We start from the raw sequence: 15,665 nt of genomic DNA, 5'->3' as shown, positions 1-15,665 counted from the left end.
CTTTTGTTGAGTGATATCAACCCGCATCAATACACAGCTCGTTTGATAAGCTGGTTTATGAAGCACATTGATATGAAATGACAGCAATGGGTTTTATACCAATAGGTACTACCGCTGGGTAAACGCTGATGACATCAATTGAAGTGTTTATTCGCTATTCCAATAGCGGTTGTAGGCTAAATTGCTGCGATGGTTATACGTGGCAGTAGAATCTAGCCACTTGAAAACGACGATTAGTTAAGTGCAAAGTGCTCGCAAGTTCCGTCGTAAAGTCAAACTTGGCGGCAGGCAATCTTTGCTCATTGGTTAAATAAATTCGGCTAACCACATGACGGCGGTTATTTAAGTGAAGCCCTGCTCGCGCAGAGCTTTGTAAATACGCATTCACATGCTGGCTTTTCATATACCGGCCTGTCGCTGCGATTTGTTTATTGCTTGCCAATGCAAATGCCGCTGATACGGTGGCAGCGGGTGCTTTTACAGCTTCGGTTTGCGCTGACTTTCTCGCAACTTGCAAGCCACTGGCAATAGAGGCTGTTTGCAGTTTTAGGCTCATTTTGGCACCGACTAAAAAGTCGAAATGGGCGCGTTTTGGTTTAGTACTATCGGTAACATCTTTAACGGCTTGGTAAAGCTCCGGACTTAAGATCACAGCATCACTGGTATAGGGAATTTCATTCGCCCACGCGATAAACATAAAGGTATGCGGCTGCTTTGATTGATAAGGCGCCAGTGCTATATCATCAATTTCTTGAAACCATTCAAAAAACTCAACACTTACCCCTAGCGCTGCCAATGCTCGCTTTACTGAGCCAACCGTGCCTTTGTGCTTATGCACTTTGACCGAATTGGCGATAAATGCCCGTTTAGTATCTACCGGCCAGCTTTCATCCCACTCATCTACTGATAACGACCATGCAAGCCAAGGTAATAAAGCCTCTGGGCAGGTCTCTGGGTGCCATTGTTTGCCCACATATTCTGGGATAGTTGGTGTTACTTCAAGCTTACTCGGTGAGTCTTCAACTTGCTCGGCAATGGCGCGAACCAGCGGTGATGTGCCAGGTGGCAGTAATTTATGATAACTTGTCATATCTCACCTTACTCCGTTGGAAAATATAATTGCACATCGCGACAGTAAGCTGCATTTTTAGCACTTGGTGAGAGGTCGTCATGCATCGAGCGAAGCTTCACTTTTCTTACTCCTCCTTGATGCAACGCATCAATAAGTCCCGAACTGGGTACTTCTTTCCCGAGCAAGTAATGCGATTGAATAAAGCTTTCAATTGCACGATAGATGGACACTTTAACCTGCTCCGTATTAATACCTGCATTAAAGTAAATATCGGCTTCAATCGTGTAGGCCGTTGGCTCTACCAAATGCACGCGTACAAGGTCTGTAAGCGGTCTAACATCTTCGTCGTTGAGATAACGTAATACCTCTGTTCTTAGTGCTTCTTTATCTTCCAGAGTCACCACATCAGCAACTGGTAACACATGGACTTCAACAATGCCCGGTAATGTTGATTCAACAAATACGTCTTTCACTTTTGCAGAAGCGGTAAACGCATGGTATTGATAAGCACCAGACGTGCCTCCCATTGAATGACTTTCAAGAGAAAGTGGGATCCGCAAACGATAGCGTTCATCCGATTCCGCTTCCTCTCGCGCTACACCGAACAAAACACCCAAATGATCCAAATCACTGCCCGTAGCATATGCCACCATCACAGATTGTGCTGCGTCATTTACACGCTGTCTCAGTAATACCTCGCGATAGGCAAAGAGCTCCATCAGCTTTATTGCTGGATCTGAGGGAAGAAATGGATAATCTGGAAACTGCTGTTGCAATTGCGCTTCTAATTCCTGATAAATAGCTTCATAGCTGACTGTCTCCAACACATCAGGTGCAGATAGGCGCGTCAAATCGATAGCATTATTCATGCTACTCTCCTTTTAAATGGGGTTGGATAAAGAAAGCCAATACGGCCGATAATAGCGGCGCTACGGACCCACTCTGCGGGCACCGAGCAACGTATCTAATTTTTTATCTATAGAATCTAAGCGCTTTTCGATGCGCTTTTGGTCTTCTTGGCGAATTTGCTTGAGGTGGTCAAGCGCTTGGGAGTTAGTGGTGATCCTTTTATCTAAGTCGCCAAGGTAAATAACACCAGACACCAACAGCGCAATGGTGGTGAGAATGTGGGCCAAATTAAACTCCTTTTTCATTTGCCATTGTTCAGGATGATTCACTTGCTGACCCCTTTTACTTTCTCAACGGTTCTAAGCCCTGCAAGCCCTAACATGGCAAGCGTAAGCTCTAACATCACATCCAGCGGCAACTCAGGCGTACCATGTTCAGGCATTAACCACTGTAGAATTGGATTAATCACGAACGAAAACAAAAAGCCTAGACCACACACCCACATCAAAAAAGGCCTCGCCCCCGCTACAAAAACGCTGCGATGCGCTGCTTGAACTTGATTGATCTGCGCTTGTACTAATGCATGCTTTGCTATCAGTCTCGCCTTTAAATGCTCTTGCTTGAGCACTTCTTCTTCACTAGTAAACAATTCATCAAGAATATTGCCAATTGCTTCTATCGGTGCCACTGTTTTTGCAGAAAATAGGCTACCTAATAGACTCATGATTGCCATTCCCCAGAGATCATCTGTTGAGCAAGCTCTTGCGCGCGATTAGGCACTTGTCTTGCCCATCGGCTATCTAACATTTCTAGCGCGGCGGTATCAAAATCACCTTTTTCGACCGCTTGTAACATTCGACTAAAATTAAGTAATCCTGTGATCCCTAAGTTAAATGCCATATTTACCAGCACCGCCATCCGTGCATCGTTGCAGTGTTGGGTTGCAATCCTGCGCGCCACCGCCGCTTTGGCATTTTCTACATCGCTCGCAAGTAGTGATTCTGCTTCTTCTTCATCAATCCCCTTATCATCGAGATTTCGACCATAACCGATAGTCAGCTTTCCCGCGGTACAAAGGTAAGGAAATTGGCGAAACCCCTCATGTTTTTTGAGTTGCTCTACTGTATTCATTACGGACATACAATTCCCCTTTATTGTTGCTAATGTGTCGACATATTAACCATCAAGCTTTGCTCAGCTTTCAATAACCAAAACTCCATTGAACGCTTGCTGTCAAAACCCAATGTTTTTGCTGCATCGACCACCTTGTTATGCATCATGTATTTAGCTCGGATTGCACGCTTACATTCTGGCCTAAGTAACTCAATTGATGCGGTAAGTTGAGCAATTTCATCTGGCACATGCATCTGCTCTGCACTTACGTATTGGCTTGATGAACTGCCAATAGCTTCAGTTGCTGCTTGACGGCTAAAGCCCTTACCTAGCTCTTTACTACACCAAAACTTACCCCAGCGTTTAAGGGCAGTACGTACCTGTTTAATTGTCACTTGCTTGTTGGTCATGGATTTTTCCTATCACTTCTAAAATATCGAGTAAGTACACATCTTCAACTAGGCCAATAACATCATTCCAGCGTGGGCTATATTCCCTATTTTCCCATCGTCTTAACGTACGCTCCTCAATACCATAATGAGCGGCTGATTCAGCTTGCGTGTAACCTCTGAGCTTTCGCGCAACACGAAGAATTTCGGCTCCTGTTGGAGCTGGTTTGCTTTGACCCACCAGTCTGGATGTGGTTGTGTTTATAAGTGTCATTGTTCTCCTTACCTCAAAAAATAAACACGACTAGTGAAAATTTGTTCTGCTTAGCTGAATGGGGATCGCTGAAAAGCGAAAACAACGTAGCCGTTCATCCTTGCCATCGAGTTTTTAGTTCCGGTAAAAACCCACCAAGCCCGTTAACATGTTCATCTGATAACTTTCTTCAGCGTAGTGATATAATAGCGATTTCTCGGATTGGAAACAGGTCAAAAATGACCTATGAATGATATGCTTACAATTAATAACTGGATAAATAAACAGTTCAATTATTTAACTTATTAAAAGGTAGATAAAAAATTACAATAGTTAATCAACTTTAGCTTGGGCATTGTTTTTTCCTCGTTCTGAACTATCAACATTGCAGCACTGGAAGGCTTTCTCTAAAATACATCTAACTTAAAAAAGAGATTGGAAACTCATGGCTCAATATATTTATACCATGTCGCGGGTGAGCAAAGTTGTGCCACCTAAGCGCACTATTCTGAAAGACATTTCTTTATGCTTTTTCCCGGGCGCTAAAATTGGTGTTTTAGGTCTTAATGGTGCAGGTAAATCGACCTTACTTCGTATTATGGCGGGTGTGGATAATGAATTCGAGGGCGAGGCACGTCCGCAACCTGGTACTAAGATTGGTTACCTACCGCAGGAGCCGGTACTAGATGAAAGCAAAACCGTTCGTGAAACGATTGAAGAAGCAGTTGGCGAAGTTAAGCGCGCACTTACTCGATTAGACGAAGTGTACGCAGAGTACGCGATGGAAGACGCTGACTTTGATGCGCTAGCTAAAGAGCAAGGCGAATTAGAAGCTATCATCCAAGCACACGACGGTCACAACCTAGATAATGCGCTTGAGCGCGCTGCCGATGCGCTTCGTTTACCAGAATGGGATGCAAAAATTGAGCACCTATCAGGTGGTGAAAGACGCCGTGTTGCTATCTGCCGCCTGTTACTTGAAAAGCCAGATATGCTGCTTCTTGACGAACCAACTAACCACTTAGATGCCGAGTCAGTTGCGTGGTTGGAGCGCTTCCTTCATGACTACGAGGGCACAGTGGTGGCGATCACCCACGACCGCTACTTCCTAGATAATGTAGCTGGCTGGATTTTAGAGCTTGACCGTGGCCATGGTATTCCGTGGGAAGGTAACTATTCTTCATGGCTTGAGCAAAAAGATGCACGTTTGAAGCAAGAAGAAAAATCAGAGAAAGCACGCCAGAAGTCGATTGAAAAAGAACTTGAATGGGTGCGCTCAAATCCGAAAGGTCGCCAAGCTAAGTCTAAAGCACGTATGGCGCAGTTTACCGAGCTTCAGCAAAACGACTATCAAAAGCGTAACGAAACCAACGAGCTATTCATTCCACCAGGTCCTCGCTTAGGCGACCAAGTGATTGAAGTGAGCAACTTACGTAAGAGCTTCGGTGACAGATTGTTGATTGACGATTTGAACTTCAACGTACCTAAAGGTGCAATTGTTGGGATCATCGGTGCAAACGGCGCGGGTAAGTCAACGCTGTTTAGAATGCTAAGCGGTCAAGAGCAGCCAGATAGTGGTAACATCACTATTGGTGAAACAGTTGAAATCGCCACTGTTGAACAGTTCCGTGATGACATGGACGGTAATAACACGGTATTCCAAGAGATCTCTAACGGCCAAGACATTCTTAAAATTGGTAACTTTGAAGTACCAAGCCGCGCCTATGTTGGCCGCTTTAACTTTAAGGGCAATGACCAACAAAAGTTTGTAAAAGAGCTGTCTGGTGGTGAGCGTAATCGTCTGCACTTAGCAAAACTGCTAAAAGCAGGCGGTAACGTACTGTTGCTGGATGAACCAACCAACGATCTCGACGTTGAAACGTTACGAGCCCTAGAAAATGCGATTTTGGAATTCCCGGGCTGCGTTATGTGTATCTCGCACGACCGTTGGTTCCTAGACCGCATCGCGACCCATATTCTAGATTACCGTGATGAAGGCCAAATCAATTTCTTTGATGGCAACTACACTGAATACGAAGAGTGGCTGAAGAAGACCTTTGGTGCTGAGGCCGCAGAGCCTAAACGTATCAAATACAAGAAGATTGGCTAATAATTAAAACATAAGGGCCTGTTGTTCTTTCAAGTTTGTTTTTGCAGCAGTTTGATTGGTATTTATACAAGGCAGAGCCAGCGTAGCGTAGTCATTCTACGTAAGTCTGGCGATAAAGACTTTGTGCTCCTGCAAAGTCACCTTACCCCACATCCTTGTGGGGCAACACAGAAGAAATGCCAATCAAGCGCTGCCCTTTGGGTTGACCTGAGTGCGCTTTGTTCATTGTTGCTCAACTTTTGCCTAGATCACTAGGCGGCAAGTCGAGCGTCGCGACCAAAACACACTCAGAAGAACAAAAATCAAACAGCAAAGGTCAACAGGCCCTAGTCTATCGACGATGATAATCTGAGGCTCCCCGTTAGGAGCCTTTTTTATTTTTTAGTAGCCGCTTAGCTTTATTCATGCCGCACTGTTGAAACAAGTAGCAAATCAAATTTCAGTGGCAATTCCATCCAAGCGGCGTAATTTATTGTCATTTTTTAGTAGCGAGCACAATGATATAAGCTATTCTTTACCTATACGGACTATTAGGATCAGTAATGAAAGAACGTCGACGTTTTTCCAGAGTTATTTTTTCAAACGAGGCACAATTTATGGCCTCAAGCGGTGATTTTAGCTGCGAAATCTTGGATTTATCGCTCAATGGCGCGTTACTCACCCTGCCCGATGGTTATGTGCCACTCAAAAATGACCCAGCAAGTTTAAACTTTTATTTACCTGGCAGTGATATCCAAATTACGATGGAGGTAGAAGTTCGTCATGTTGAAGAGGGTCATTTAGGCGTACATTGCCGCCAAATCGATCTTGATAGTGTGACGCATTTAAAGCGCCTTATTGAACTTAACCTTGGAGATGATGATATACTACATCGCGAGCTAGAGCAGCTCACCTACGATGATGATTAATATCTATCGGATTTCAAATTCGATGCTATAACAAAGAGAAAATTATGATTTTGGATTCTTTACAAGGATTTGTCCCTTTTATTTCCTACTTCGGCCTTGCCTACTTACTTACCCTAGTCTTTTTGTTTATTTACTCCAAAGTTACCCCTTATTGTGAGTGGAAACTAGTTAAAGAAAACAACCCTGCTGCTGCAACTGCGTTTTGCGGTACCTTAATTGGTTTTGTCTTACCTATCGCCAGTGCCGCTGTCAATGCAGTCTCTCTTATTGATTTTGCCGTTTGGGGTGTTATTGCGGGAGTCATGCAGTTAATTACCTTCTTCATGGTAAGGCTTTATATGCCAAAGCTATCTGAGAAAATCGAAAACAATCACATCAGTGCAGGGTTATTCTTAGGTGGTGCCTCGCTTGCGACCGGAATTTTGAATGCCGCTTGCATGACCTATTAAGGAGTCAAGATGAAAAGGAGTAGAACAATCAAATTGACTTTATTAATGGGCGCCACAGGAGGGTTGACCGCGTGTGGTGATAGCGACGAATCAGCGTTACTTTTTAAAGACGTTGATGAATGTACATCATTCGGTATTGAAGAAGAAGCATGCCAGTTTCAATACCAACAAGCACTCGATAGCCATCGCCAAGAAGCCCCCAAATATGCCTCTGAACAGCTATGCGAAAGCGACTTTGGCTTTGATCGCTGTGAAAATTCGAGTGGTGGGATCTGGCGTCCAATTATGGCAGGCTTTATGGTTGCTGCACTTGCAGAAGCAGTAGACGAAGGCCTAGACATGATGAAAAAGCGCAAAAAGAAGAAAGCGGCATACTTAGGTGGCACTTACTACTCTGGCGCAAAGCCACTGTATCGCTCTCGTGATGACTTCTTTAGCTACCGAAATGCGCAAAACGGGTTTGTCGCGTCTGCAAAGTCTTCGGGTACAACATCGGTCAAAAGCTCAACTATAAATTACAAGCCTCGCGCCAGCTCAGTATCACGCAGTAGCGGTGGATTTGGCCGCACAGCTTCTCGTAGTAGTGGTGGCAGTTGGGGCAGCTAAGCCAACCTTCGCTTGATAAAATATAAGCCGAGGTCCACTCGGCTTTTTATTGAGTGCTCTGTAGTTTACCAAGTATCTACGCATTGATATTAGACGGTTCGATTTTACACTTATGTTAAGAGTTTCTATTGATGAACGCCCACACTGGCGTGAACAAGCAAAAGCCCACGGCTTTGAATTTCATACTATGTATGGTGAAAAGTATTGGGACGAAAGTGCATATTATCAATTTACGTTAAAACAAATTGAGCAAGACTTGGAAGACCCAAGTGATGAACTCCACCAAATGCTCTTACACCTTGTCGATTTAGTGTGTAATGATGAGTCACTTCTGCAACAATTTGCTATTCCTGAGTCTCAATGGGAATTAGTGACTCGCTCATGGCGTCGTCGAGACCAAGCGCTCTATGGCCGCTTTGATTTTAGTTACGACGGTAAGTCACCAGCCAAGCTGCTGGAGGCCAATTACGACACGCCCACCAGTTTATTCGAAACGGGTTACTGGCAGTGGCTATGGCTTGAAGAACAGGTAAGAGCCGGTAAGCTACCGCGTAATGCGGATCAATTTAATGGCCTTCAAGAAGCGCTGATAGAGCGTTTTTATCAACTGCATAAATTCCACCGCGGTGCTCCCCTACACTTTTCTTGCTGCAAAGAAAGCATTGAGGACTTGGGCACCATTCAATATATGCGCAGCTGCGCGATGGAAGCTGGACTCAAAACGAAACAAGTTTTTATCGAAGATATCGGATTTAATAACCAACACTTTGTCGACCTTGATGATGGAAAAATCCAATGGATGTTTAAGCTATACCCGTGGGAATTTATGTTTCAAGATGAATATAGTGAACAATTATCAGAAGCAAAAGTGCAATGGCTAGAGCCTGCTTGGAAAGCGATTTTATCAAATAAAGCAATTTTACCTTTGCTATGGCAAACCTTTCCAAATCACCCAAATCTGTTACCTGCATACTTTGAACAAGATAAGCATAAAATCGCAAACAGTGAGTCTGGCTATGTGAAAAAGCCGCTATTTTCTCGTGAGGGCGCGAATATTGAGATCCGAAAAGATCAACAGCTGCTTGCACAGTCTGCAGGTGGATATGGCGAAGAAGGCTATATTTATCAAGCCTACTCACCTTTACCCAAATTTTCAGGCTTCAATACGCTCATCGGTTCATGGATTGTCGGTGATAAAGCTGTTGGAATTGGTGTACGTGAAGATAAAAGTCTGATCACCCAAGATCTTAGCCGTTTCTTACCCCATATCATTGTTGGCTAAATGCTCCGGTTCGCCTAAATACGTTAGTCTGGATGGAACAAGTGTGTTCCATCCCTCAAATTAGTGTTCAGCCGAAAATAAAAGTTTATTAAATTCATACCATTCGTACTTTTTAGACAAACACTTGGCAAAACTGCCGCAAAAATTAACACAAACTTAACCAGTGTACTAAAGTAGTATCTGGGTTTTGCATCAAGCTGAGAAAGCAATACTTGGCTTGCTGCAACAAATTTTTGGAAAGTGCACTCAACAGGTTGGAGTGCATAGATACGTTATAGATCACTTAGCGAGCTAGGAAGTAATACCAATTGGTATAAAAGCAGTCAGCCTCAAAAGTGTGAGACATAGTCGACTAAGGAACTCACATGACTCACTACAAAATAGGTACCGATATTAGTCAAAAACCCATTCCAGACGCGGTGAAAGTCGCTGTGATAGGGGCAGGTATGTCTGGTTTGTATAGCGCTTGGCGATTACAGTGCGAAACAGACGTTGATGACTTCGCCATTTTTGAGCGCAGCAATCGCACAGGTGGAAGATTAGACTCAGATCTTATCCATTTCAGAGATAACCGCGCAGGAGCAAAGCCTGACAGCACCATTACGGTCAAAGAAGAACAAGGTGGTATGCGGTTTCTATTTGAGGGTATGGATGACCTAATGGCCCTCTTTCTAAAATTGGGCCTAGAAGATCAGATAGTCCCTTTCCCTATGAATAGCGGCGGCAATAACCGGCTCTACTTTCGTGGTACCAGCTTTTCGGTAAACGATGCTAAGCAAGACGACTATCATATTTGGTCGGCACTTTATAACCTCGACCCAAACGAACAAGGCGTTAATCCCAAAGACATTATTAATGTTGTTTTTAATCGTATCTTACAAGTGAATCCACAGTTCGATTCAAGGCCAGAGGTTCGCGGTCCAGAGTTTTGGCAGGAGTTCCGTCTGCAATGTCAATGGCAAGGTGAGCCGCTATATAATTGGTCTTTGTGGGATTTACTCACTGATATGGGTTATAGCCAAGAATGTATCACCATGCTGTATCGTGTTTTAGGCTTTAATGGCACTTTCTTATCGAAAATGAATGCGGGGGTTGCCTATCAGCTTTTGGAAGACTTTCCTGCAGATGTCGAATTTAGAACCTTTAAAGACGGCTTTAGCACCCTGCCAAACGCGCTGGTGGATAAAATAGGCAAAGAGAAGATTTACCTGCAAACAAGCATCGATAGCATCGCCTTTGATAAAGCAGACAATCTATATGTACTTAAGTACACCAAAACCGAGCAAGACGGACAGATAAGCGAAGGAACATTTAAAGCCGAAAAGCTTATTTTAGGGCTACCAAGGCTCGCGCTTGAAAAGTTGTTCATAGCGTCAGATGTATTCAAACAACTACCAAAGCAGCGGCGCGATGCATTATGGGATACATTGCAAAGCACAAGCAACCAACCACTCCTGAAGATTAATTTATACTACGACACTGCATGGTGGGGAACCGGCATGACAGGCCGCCCAGCTGTCAGCTTTGGACCTAACTTTGCCGATTTACCAACGGGTTCTGTTTATCCCTTTTATGCTTTAGATGATGAACTCGCCGCCGCGCTTATGTATAACGAGCGTCATGCCGAGCCTAGCCCAGAAACCCAACACAAACTCGAAGGGATAGAAGCCGCTAAATACAGTCGCCCAGCCGCATTGACTATTTACTGTGATTATTTAAATATTAATTTTTGGAGTGCACTGCAAAATAAAGGTGAGCTTTATCATCACCCTCGTGAGTCGGAACTCGTTGAATCTATTCCCAGTGATATATTTCCAGCCTCGGAAGCGGTTGTACGACAAGCGACACAATTCTTTAAAGACATTTTTAATACGCACTATGTCCCACAGCCCACCCTTACTAGCGCTCGAATTTGGGAAGGGAATGTAAATTTCAATGTCCCTGAAAACCTTCAATTTGGTTTTGGTGTACATCAATGGGCAATTGGCGCGAATGATAAAGATGTCATCGAAGATTTAGTAGAGCCGTTGCCAAATCTGTTTACCTGCGGTGAAGCTTACTCTGATTATCAGGGCTGGGTAGAAGGCGCATTACGTTCGACAGATTTAGTGCTACAAAAAGGGTTTGGCTTAGCGCCACTAAGCGAAGTCTTTGAAACAGACCAAGGCTGTAGCTCGTCAGAAGCAATACAAATCGCCTATCGGAAAATTGCTAATGAAATGATTATGGAATATATCGATCCTAACTTCTCGCCAAATACTAAAGACAAAGTAACGCATGCTGATGCCAATAGTGTGCTTGGCGTCAACCTAAGTTATTTCGATAAGCCCTAACCCGCCTCCCTAGTAATGAGGAGTTTTTACTCCTCATTAGCCCCACCTTGCAGAACTAATTGATAGTTTTCGATCAACTAAAACCGTTCCGGCATATTTCAAGTTAAACTAAGCTCCGCTGATCTGAGCCCAGTGATAAGTATTCTACGCTTTTGTGATAAAAACGTGATAACTCCGTGAGCCTATCTCAATATCTTGCAGCCATGATAAGGAGACTGTTAACCCTAATAAGAAGAGTACATCATGAAAGCAAAAATCCTGACTACCCTAGTCGCAACGTGTTTATCAAGCGCAGCGCTGGCACAAGACCTTGAAGTAAAGATCACTAACCTCACTCACGGTATTTACTATACGCCTTTACTGGTGGCTGCTCATAATCAAGATACCGCTCTTTTTAAACTCGGTGAGCAAGCATCTGAAGCATTACAAGCCATGGCCGAAGGCGGTGACATTTCAGCCTTAGGACAAATACTCGAAAGCGCAAACGCCAATATGGTCGCCAACCCAGCTGAGGGGCTACTTGCACCCGCAGGCTCTACAATGGCGATGATATCAACCAGTGAAGGCAATACGCACCTTTCAATTGTGGCGATGCTACTTCCTACCAATGATGGATTTGTAGGATTAAACGCTTGGCCTATTCCAAGCGCTGCCGGCACCTATGAAGTTTACCTTAATGCCTATGATGCGGGTACTGAAGCGAATAATGAACTGGTTGTCGAAGGCTCTGGTGCACCCGGTATTTTAGGGATCCCAGCATCGCCAGGTGCGGTTCCTGGAACTCAAGGAGCCGGTGTCACAGCAAGTGAAGAAAACACCATGGTCCATATTCACAGAGGCAACGTAGGTGACGCTGATCAAGTCGGCGGTAATAGCGATCTGCATAACACCGTGCACCGTTGGTTAAATCCCGTAGCTAAAGTAACAGTAACCGTAAAATAAGGGGGAGCTATGAAAGCGAAATTAGCATTAATTGCCATATCTGCGCTCCTGCTCAGTGCATGTGGAGACAATGACAATAATATGGTGATGCCAGAGCCACCGGTCGAGCCAAAGCCGGTTGAGTATGAGTTTGCCATCACCATCACCAACCTTACATATGCACAGCCAATGTCACCAATTGCAGTGCTGCTTCATCAGTCTGGTCATTACTTTACTGTCGGCATGCCAGCAAGTGAAGCATTAGAACAACTTGCAGAGGGCGGAAATAACAGCGACATCATCGCCGACGAGATGACACAAGCATCCGTATCAACGGATGGACCTTTAGGCCCCGGTGCAACAACCAACCTTTCCATCAAAACTACAGACCTTTCTGAGCTTAAATTATCGCTATTAACCATGATGGTGAATACCAATGATGGATTCTCCGGTCTAAATGCTATAGACGTCTCTGCGCTGCCCGTAGGCGAGATGCAAATGTATCGAACACTTGCCTACGATGCTGGAACTGAGCTGAATAGCGAAGCCGCGGGAACCATACCAGGCCCAGCAGATAGCGGTGAGGGCTTTAACGCAGAGCGCAACGATAATCACAACATGGTGACGATGCACAGTGGTGTAGTTGGTAGTGATGATGGACTCCAAAGTTCAACACTCACTAGTATCCATAAATTTGATAACCCGCTGCTTGCAGTCACAATCGAGAGAGTTAAATAGCCTATGCGCAAACGTCTGCCATAGGCGTTTGCGCTTTCATAAAGGGCTATTTATGTTAGAAAACGTGTTGCTAGTTGAAGATGACTTAGACATAGCGAGATTACTCCAAGTGCATTTAGAGGAGTTAGCTTTAGAGGTCACGCATGTTGCCGACGGCAGCCAAGTATTGTCGGTTGCTAAAGCAAACGATTTTGCCGTGATCTTACTGGATTTAATGCTACCTAATATGGATGGATTAACCCTTTGTCGAGAGCTTAAGGCGCTTAACCCTATGAGTAGTGTCATCATCGTCACCTCAAAAAGTAGTGATATCGATAGGATCATTGGACTTGAAGTTGGTGCGGACGACTATATATGCAAGCCTTTTAATACGAGAGAGTTGCAAGCAAGAGTAAAAGCACAGCTACGCCATGTCAGGCAACTTAAGCAACCAATGCAAACTGAAAATGCGGATTTCCCAAGCGATAAAATTGCAGTTGGGAGCTTAGTTATCGATGCCTGTTGTCATGAAATTTCGTTGGCCAATGTTAGATTAGACCTTACCGCAACCGAATTTGAGCTGCTGCAGTTTTTTGCTAAACACCCAAATCACGTGTTTTCTCGAACCCAGTTATTAGAGTCAGTATGGGGCTACCAACATTCAGGATACGAGCATACCGTTAACTCCCATATTAATCGTCTGAGGGCAAAGCTTGAAGCTATTTCAAATAATACGGTGATCGAAACAGTATGGGGCGTTGGTTACAAGTTAAATTCAGCCTCTCTTAGCGGGCATAGCGTATGAAGCTCTCACTCTACAAAAAACTCGCACTGACCTTATTTGTCACTTTCGTTGTCATTGCCGCGATTTTTGTGTGGTGGACTCAAGCGCTATCTCAAGTGTCTAAATCTCAAGCAGAACAACAATTACACCTCGCACTTGCGACCCATCTTGTTGACGATAACCCCCTGATAAAAGAGGGAGTGTACGACTATGATGGTTTGAGTAATCTATTTCACACCTTGATGATCTTAGGCCCCTCATTCGAGTTTTACTTTGTCTCCCCTGAAGGTAAGCTATTAACTTATTCTGCAGCCCCTGGAGAGGTTAAACGTCAGCAAATTGATGTTACCCCATTAAAAAAGCTCCTAAAGAGCGATAGCCAACTACCTGTATTTGGTGACGACCCGAGGAGCGTTAACGGCAGTAAAATTTTCTCTGTGGCCCCTGTATTTAACCAAGATATTTTACAGGGTTATCTATATATCATCATCGGCTCGTCAAAATACGATAGCATTATTGAGCAGCTAAAAAATTCAGATAAAGTGATGCTCGGCGTAAGTTGGTTATTAGGCACTTTGTTCTTTTTGCTGGTTGTCGTCTTGCTACTGCTTAATAAAATCACCAAGCCCGTGTCCAGACTGACTCAATATATAGATCAAGTCAGCCAAAACCATTTTAATATTAGTCGTGATGCCCAAATAAATTGGCCCGAAGAACATGATGAGATCCATCAGCTGGGTCGCAGCGTCAATGCGATGCTGGATAAAATTCAGCAGCAATTAACTACACTTAACCTCAAAGATGAACAACGTAAAGAATTACTTTCACAGCTAAGCCACGATCTTCGCACACCACTTGCCTCGCTTAAAGGTTACATTGAACTGATAGAAAAACAAACGAGTGACAAAAATATCGTTTCGCATATCGAAATTGCCAGCAAAAATATAAATCAGCTCAATCATCTTATCGCACAAATTTTTGAACTCGCCCATCTAGAAGCTGGACATACCAAACTTCATATTGAGCCCTTTAATCTACTTGAACTTATGTATGACGTTGCGGCTAAATTTACATTGCAGGCTAAACAGCGCGGAATAACCATGTTAATAAGCCCTAAAGCAAGCGAAGTTAGTATATACAGTGATATCGGGAAATTAGACAGGATCTTATCAAACCTCATCGATAACGCTATCAGGCACACTCATGCTGGTGGTGAAGTACAGCTCACATTACAGCAACAACAAGATATTGCTTTAGTGAGTGTTAATGATACTGGCATTGGGATTAATGCCACTGACCTTCCCTATATATTCGACGCTAGCTTTCAGGCTAAAAATAGCCTAAGTAACCGTAAACACAATGCGGGGCTTGGCCTTGCGATCACAAACGAGCTCGTTAAATTATTAAAAGGAAATATTAGCGTATCAAGCAAGCTAAACCGAGGTTGTAAATTTACAATTTCACTACCACTTTGATTTTCCACCTTTCCTTCTTTTTGTACCTAAAAGGAAAAGTAACATATTCTCGGCGTATAGACATACAAATCGGTGGATAAACCACCTTCTACCATATTGCACTTTGCTTATGCTGTGGTGAGAGCGAGTTTATCTCGCGATGTATTGGGTCAAAAAACAAAAAACCCGCTACATTGTTGTAGCGGGTTTCTTTAATTAGGCCCTGACGATGTTCTACTTTCACATGGGTAATCCACACTATCATCGACGCTGTTTTGTTTCACTTCTGAGTTCGGCATGGGTTCAGGTGGTTCCAAAACGCTATGGTCATCAGGAAAATACTGTTTTTTAGTTCTTATTTTTATATTAAATTTGGCCCTGGCGATGTTCTACTTTCACATGGGTAATCCACACTATCATCGACG

17 protein-coding genes and 1 rRNA gene are annotated in these 15,665 nt (G+C 43.8%); 10 read left to right on the top strand and 8 right to left on the bottom strand.

From position 1 onward, the window contains the following. Nucleotides 1–193: 193 nt before the first annotated feature. The 7 genes from A587_RS0119310 to A587_RS0119280 are packed head-to-tail and all read right to left on the bottom strand — an operon-like array spanning nt 194 to nt 3,697. A complete protein-coding gene (locus A587_RS0119310; protein WP_017218915.1) occupies nt 194–1,090 on the bottom strand; it encodes a phage tail protein I in 897 nt (298 codons plus the stop codon). A gap of 8 nt (nt 1,091–1,098) precedes the next feature. Next, nucleotides 1,099–1,941, bottom strand: a complete 843-nt coding sequence (locus A587_RS0119305) for a baseplate assembly protein (RefSeq protein ID WP_017218914.1) — start codon at nt 1,939–1,941, stop codon at nt 1,099–1,101. Between the two features lie 60 nt (nt 1,942–2,001). Next, a complete protein-coding gene (locus A587_RS0119300) occupies nt 2,002–2,250 on the bottom strand; it encodes a hypothetical protein (protein ID WP_017218913.1) in 249 nt (82 codons plus the stop codon). Beyond that, on the bottom strand, nt 2,247–2,654 hold the full coding sequence (locus A587_RS0119295; RefSeq protein WP_017218912.1) for a 3TM-type holin: 408 nt from the start codon (nt 2,652–2,654) through the stop codon (nt 2,247–2,249). The genes A587_RS0119300 and A587_RS0119295 overlap by 4 nt, the downstream gene beginning before the upstream one ends. After that, complete coding sequence (locus tag A587_RS0119290; protein ID WP_017218911.1) at nt 2,642–3,061, bottom strand: glycoside hydrolase family protein; 420 nt, start codon at nt 3,059–3,061, stop codon at nt 2,642–2,644. The genes A587_RS0119295 and A587_RS0119290 overlap by 13 nt, the downstream gene beginning before the upstream one ends. Nucleotides 3,062–3,081: 20 nt before the next feature. Further along, nucleotides 3,082–3,444, bottom strand: a complete 363-nt coding sequence (locus A587_RS0119285; RefSeq protein ID WP_010378324.1) for a hypothetical protein — start codon at nt 3,442–3,444, stop codon at nt 3,082–3,084. Further along, on the bottom strand, nt 3,419–3,697 hold the full coding sequence (locus A587_RS0119280) for a helix-turn-helix domain-containing protein (protein ID WP_010378322.1): 279 nt from the start codon (nt 3,695–3,697) through the stop codon (nt 3,419–3,421). The genes A587_RS0119285 and A587_RS0119280 overlap by 26 nt, the downstream gene beginning before the upstream one ends. A gap of 424 nt (nt 3,698–4,121) precedes the next feature. Between A587_RS0119280 and ettA the strand changes: the two genes are divergently transcribed. The 10 genes from ettA (at nt 4,122) to A587_RS0119230 (ending at nt 15,261) form a co-directional block, all read left to right on the top strand. Further along, nucleotides 4,122–5,786, top strand: coding sequence for an energy-dependent translational throttle protein EttA (gene ettA, locus A587_RS0119275; RefSeq protein ID WP_010378320.1), 1,665 nt, complete (start codon nt 4,122–4,124; stop codon nt 5,784–5,786). A gap of 542 nt (nt 5,787–6,328) precedes the next feature. Continuing rightward, nucleotides 6,329–6,694, top strand: a complete 366-nt coding sequence (locus tag A587_RS0119270; RefSeq protein WP_010378318.1) for a PilZ domain-containing protein — start codon at nt 6,329–6,331, stop codon at nt 6,692–6,694. A gap of 44 nt (nt 6,695–6,738) precedes the next feature. After that, nucleotides 6,739–7,143, top strand: coding sequence for a DUF350 domain-containing protein (locus A587_RS0119265; RefSeq protein ID WP_010378315.1), 405 nt, complete (start codon nt 6,739–6,741; stop codon nt 7,141–7,143). 9 nt (nt 7,144–7,152) lie between these two features. After that, nucleotides 7,153–7,749: a DUF1190 domain-containing protein gene (locus A587_RS0119260; RefSeq protein ID WP_017218910.1), complete on the top strand. Its 597-nt coding sequence runs from the start codon at nt 7,153–7,155 to the stop codon at nt 7,747–7,749. Between the two features lie 112 nt (nt 7,750–7,861). Then, nucleotides 7,862–9,031 (top strand): glutathionylspermidine synthase family protein, encoded by a 1,170-nt coding sequence (locus tag A587_RS0119255; RefSeq protein WP_017218909.1) that lies wholly within the window; start codon nt 7,862–7,864, stop codon nt 9,029–9,031. A 365-nt stretch (nt 9,032–9,396) separates the two neighbouring features. Further along, on the top strand, nt 9,397–11,364 hold the full coding sequence (locus A587_RS0119250) for an FAD-dependent L-amino acid oxidase (RefSeq protein WP_017218908.1): 1,968 nt from the start codon (nt 9,397–9,399) through the stop codon (nt 11,362–11,364). Nucleotides 11,365–11,607: 243 nt separating this feature from the next. After that, a complete protein-coding gene (locus A587_RS0119245) occupies nt 11,608–12,306 on the top strand; it encodes a spondin domain-containing protein (RefSeq protein WP_017218907.1) in 699 nt (232 codons plus the stop codon). Nucleotides 12,307–12,315: 9 nt separating this feature from the next. Further along, complete coding sequence (locus A587_RS0119240; RefSeq protein WP_017218906.1) at nt 12,316–13,023, top strand: spondin domain-containing protein; 708 nt, start codon at nt 12,316–12,318, stop codon at nt 13,021–13,023. Between the two features lie 52 nt (nt 13,024–13,075). Further along, nucleotides 13,076–13,807: a response regulator transcription factor gene (locus A587_RS0119235; RefSeq protein ID WP_017218905.1), complete on the top strand. Its 732-nt coding sequence runs from the start codon at nt 13,076–13,078 to the stop codon at nt 13,805–13,807. Further along, nucleotides 13,804–15,261, top strand: a complete 1,458-nt coding sequence (locus A587_RS0119230; protein ID WP_017218904.1) for a sensor histidine kinase — start codon at nt 13,804–13,806, stop codon at nt 15,259–15,261. Before A587_RS0119235 ends, A587_RS0119230 begins: the two co-directional genes overlap by 4 nt. Nucleotides 15,262–15,461: 200 nt before the next feature. On the opposite strand, the gene rrf is transcribed toward A587_RS0119230, so the two are convergent. Continuing rightward, a 5S ribosomal RNA gene (gene rrf, locus A587_RS0119225) occupies nt 15,462–15,575 on the bottom strand. Between the last annotated feature and the right edge of the window lie 90 nt (nt 15,576–15,665).

The sequence above is a fragment of the Pseudoalteromonas sp. NJ631 genome (assembly GCF_000276645.1).
In the GTDB taxonomy this organism is placed as follows: domain Bacteria; phylum Pseudomonadota; class Gammaproteobacteria; order Enterobacterales; family Alteromonadaceae; genus Pseudoalteromonas; species Pseudoalteromonas piscicida.
The sequence above is the reverse complement of the archived record's forward strand: the minus strand, read 5'-3'. Positions and strand labels throughout refer to the sequence as shown.

What these genes read in the sequence shown, in the direction of transcription:
- A587_RS0119235 (WP_017218905.1), top strand. Translation starts at nt 13,076, where the DNA reads ATGTTAGAAAACGTGTTGCTAGTTGAAGATGACTTAGACATAGCGAGA.
- A587_RS0119285 (WP_010378324.1), bottom strand. Translation starts at nt 3,444, where the DNA reads ATGACCAACAAGCAAGTGACAATTAAACAGGTACGTACTGCCCTTAAA.
- A587_RS0119240 (WP_017218906.1), top strand. Translation starts at nt 12,316, where the DNA reads ATGAAAGCGAAATTAGCATTAATTGCCATATCTGCGCTCCTGCTCAGT.
- A587_RS0119260 (WP_017218910.1), top strand. Translation starts at nt 7,153, where the DNA reads ATGAAAAGGAGTAGAACAATCAAATTGACTTTATTAATGGGCGCCACA.
- A587_RS0119250 (WP_017218908.1), top strand. Translation starts at nt 9,397, where the DNA reads ATGACTCACTACAAAATAGGTACCGATATTAGTCAAAAACCCATTCCA.
- A587_RS0119255 (WP_017218909.1), top strand. Translation starts at nt 7,862, where the DNA reads ATGTTAAGAGTTTCTATTGATGAACGCCCACACTGGCGTGAACAAGCA.
- ettA (WP_010378320.1), top strand. Translation starts at nt 4,122, where the DNA reads ATGGCTCAATATATTTATACCATGTCGCGGGTGAGCAAAGTTGTGCCA.
- A587_RS0119280 (WP_010378322.1), bottom strand. Translation starts at nt 3,697, where the DNA reads ATGACACTTATAAACACAACCACATCCAGACTGGTGGGTCAAAGCAAA.
- A587_RS0119295 (WP_017218912.1), bottom strand. Translation starts at nt 2,654, where the DNA reads ATGGCAATCATGAGTCTATTAGGTAGCCTATTTTCTGCAAAAACAGTG.
- A587_RS0119305 (WP_017218914.1), bottom strand. Translation starts at nt 1,941, where the DNA reads ATGAATAATGCTATCGATTTGACGCGCCTATCTGCACCTGATGTGTTG.
- A587_RS0119265 (WP_010378315.1), top strand. Translation starts at nt 6,739, where the DNA reads ATGATTTTGGATTCTTTACAAGGATTTGTCCCTTTTATTTCCTACTTC.
- A587_RS0119245 (WP_017218907.1), top strand. Translation starts at nt 11,608, where the DNA reads ATGAAAGCAAAAATCCTGACTACCCTAGTCGCAACGTGTTTATCAAGC.
- A587_RS0119290 (WP_017218911.1), bottom strand. Translation starts at nt 3,061, where the DNA reads ATGTCCGTAATGAATACAGTAGAGCAACTCAAAAAACATGAGGGGTTT.
- A587_RS0119230 (WP_017218904.1), top strand. Translation starts at nt 13,804, where the DNA reads ATGAAGCTCTCACTCTACAAAAAACTCGCACTGACCTTATTTGTCACT.
- A587_RS0119310 (WP_017218915.1), bottom strand. Translation starts at nt 1,090, where the DNA reads ATGACAAGTTATCATAAATTACTGCCACCTGGCACATCACCGCTGGTT.
- A587_RS0119270 (WP_010378318.1), top strand. Translation starts at nt 6,329, where the DNA reads ATGAAAGAACGTCGACGTTTTTCCAGAGTTATTTTTTCAAACGAGGCA.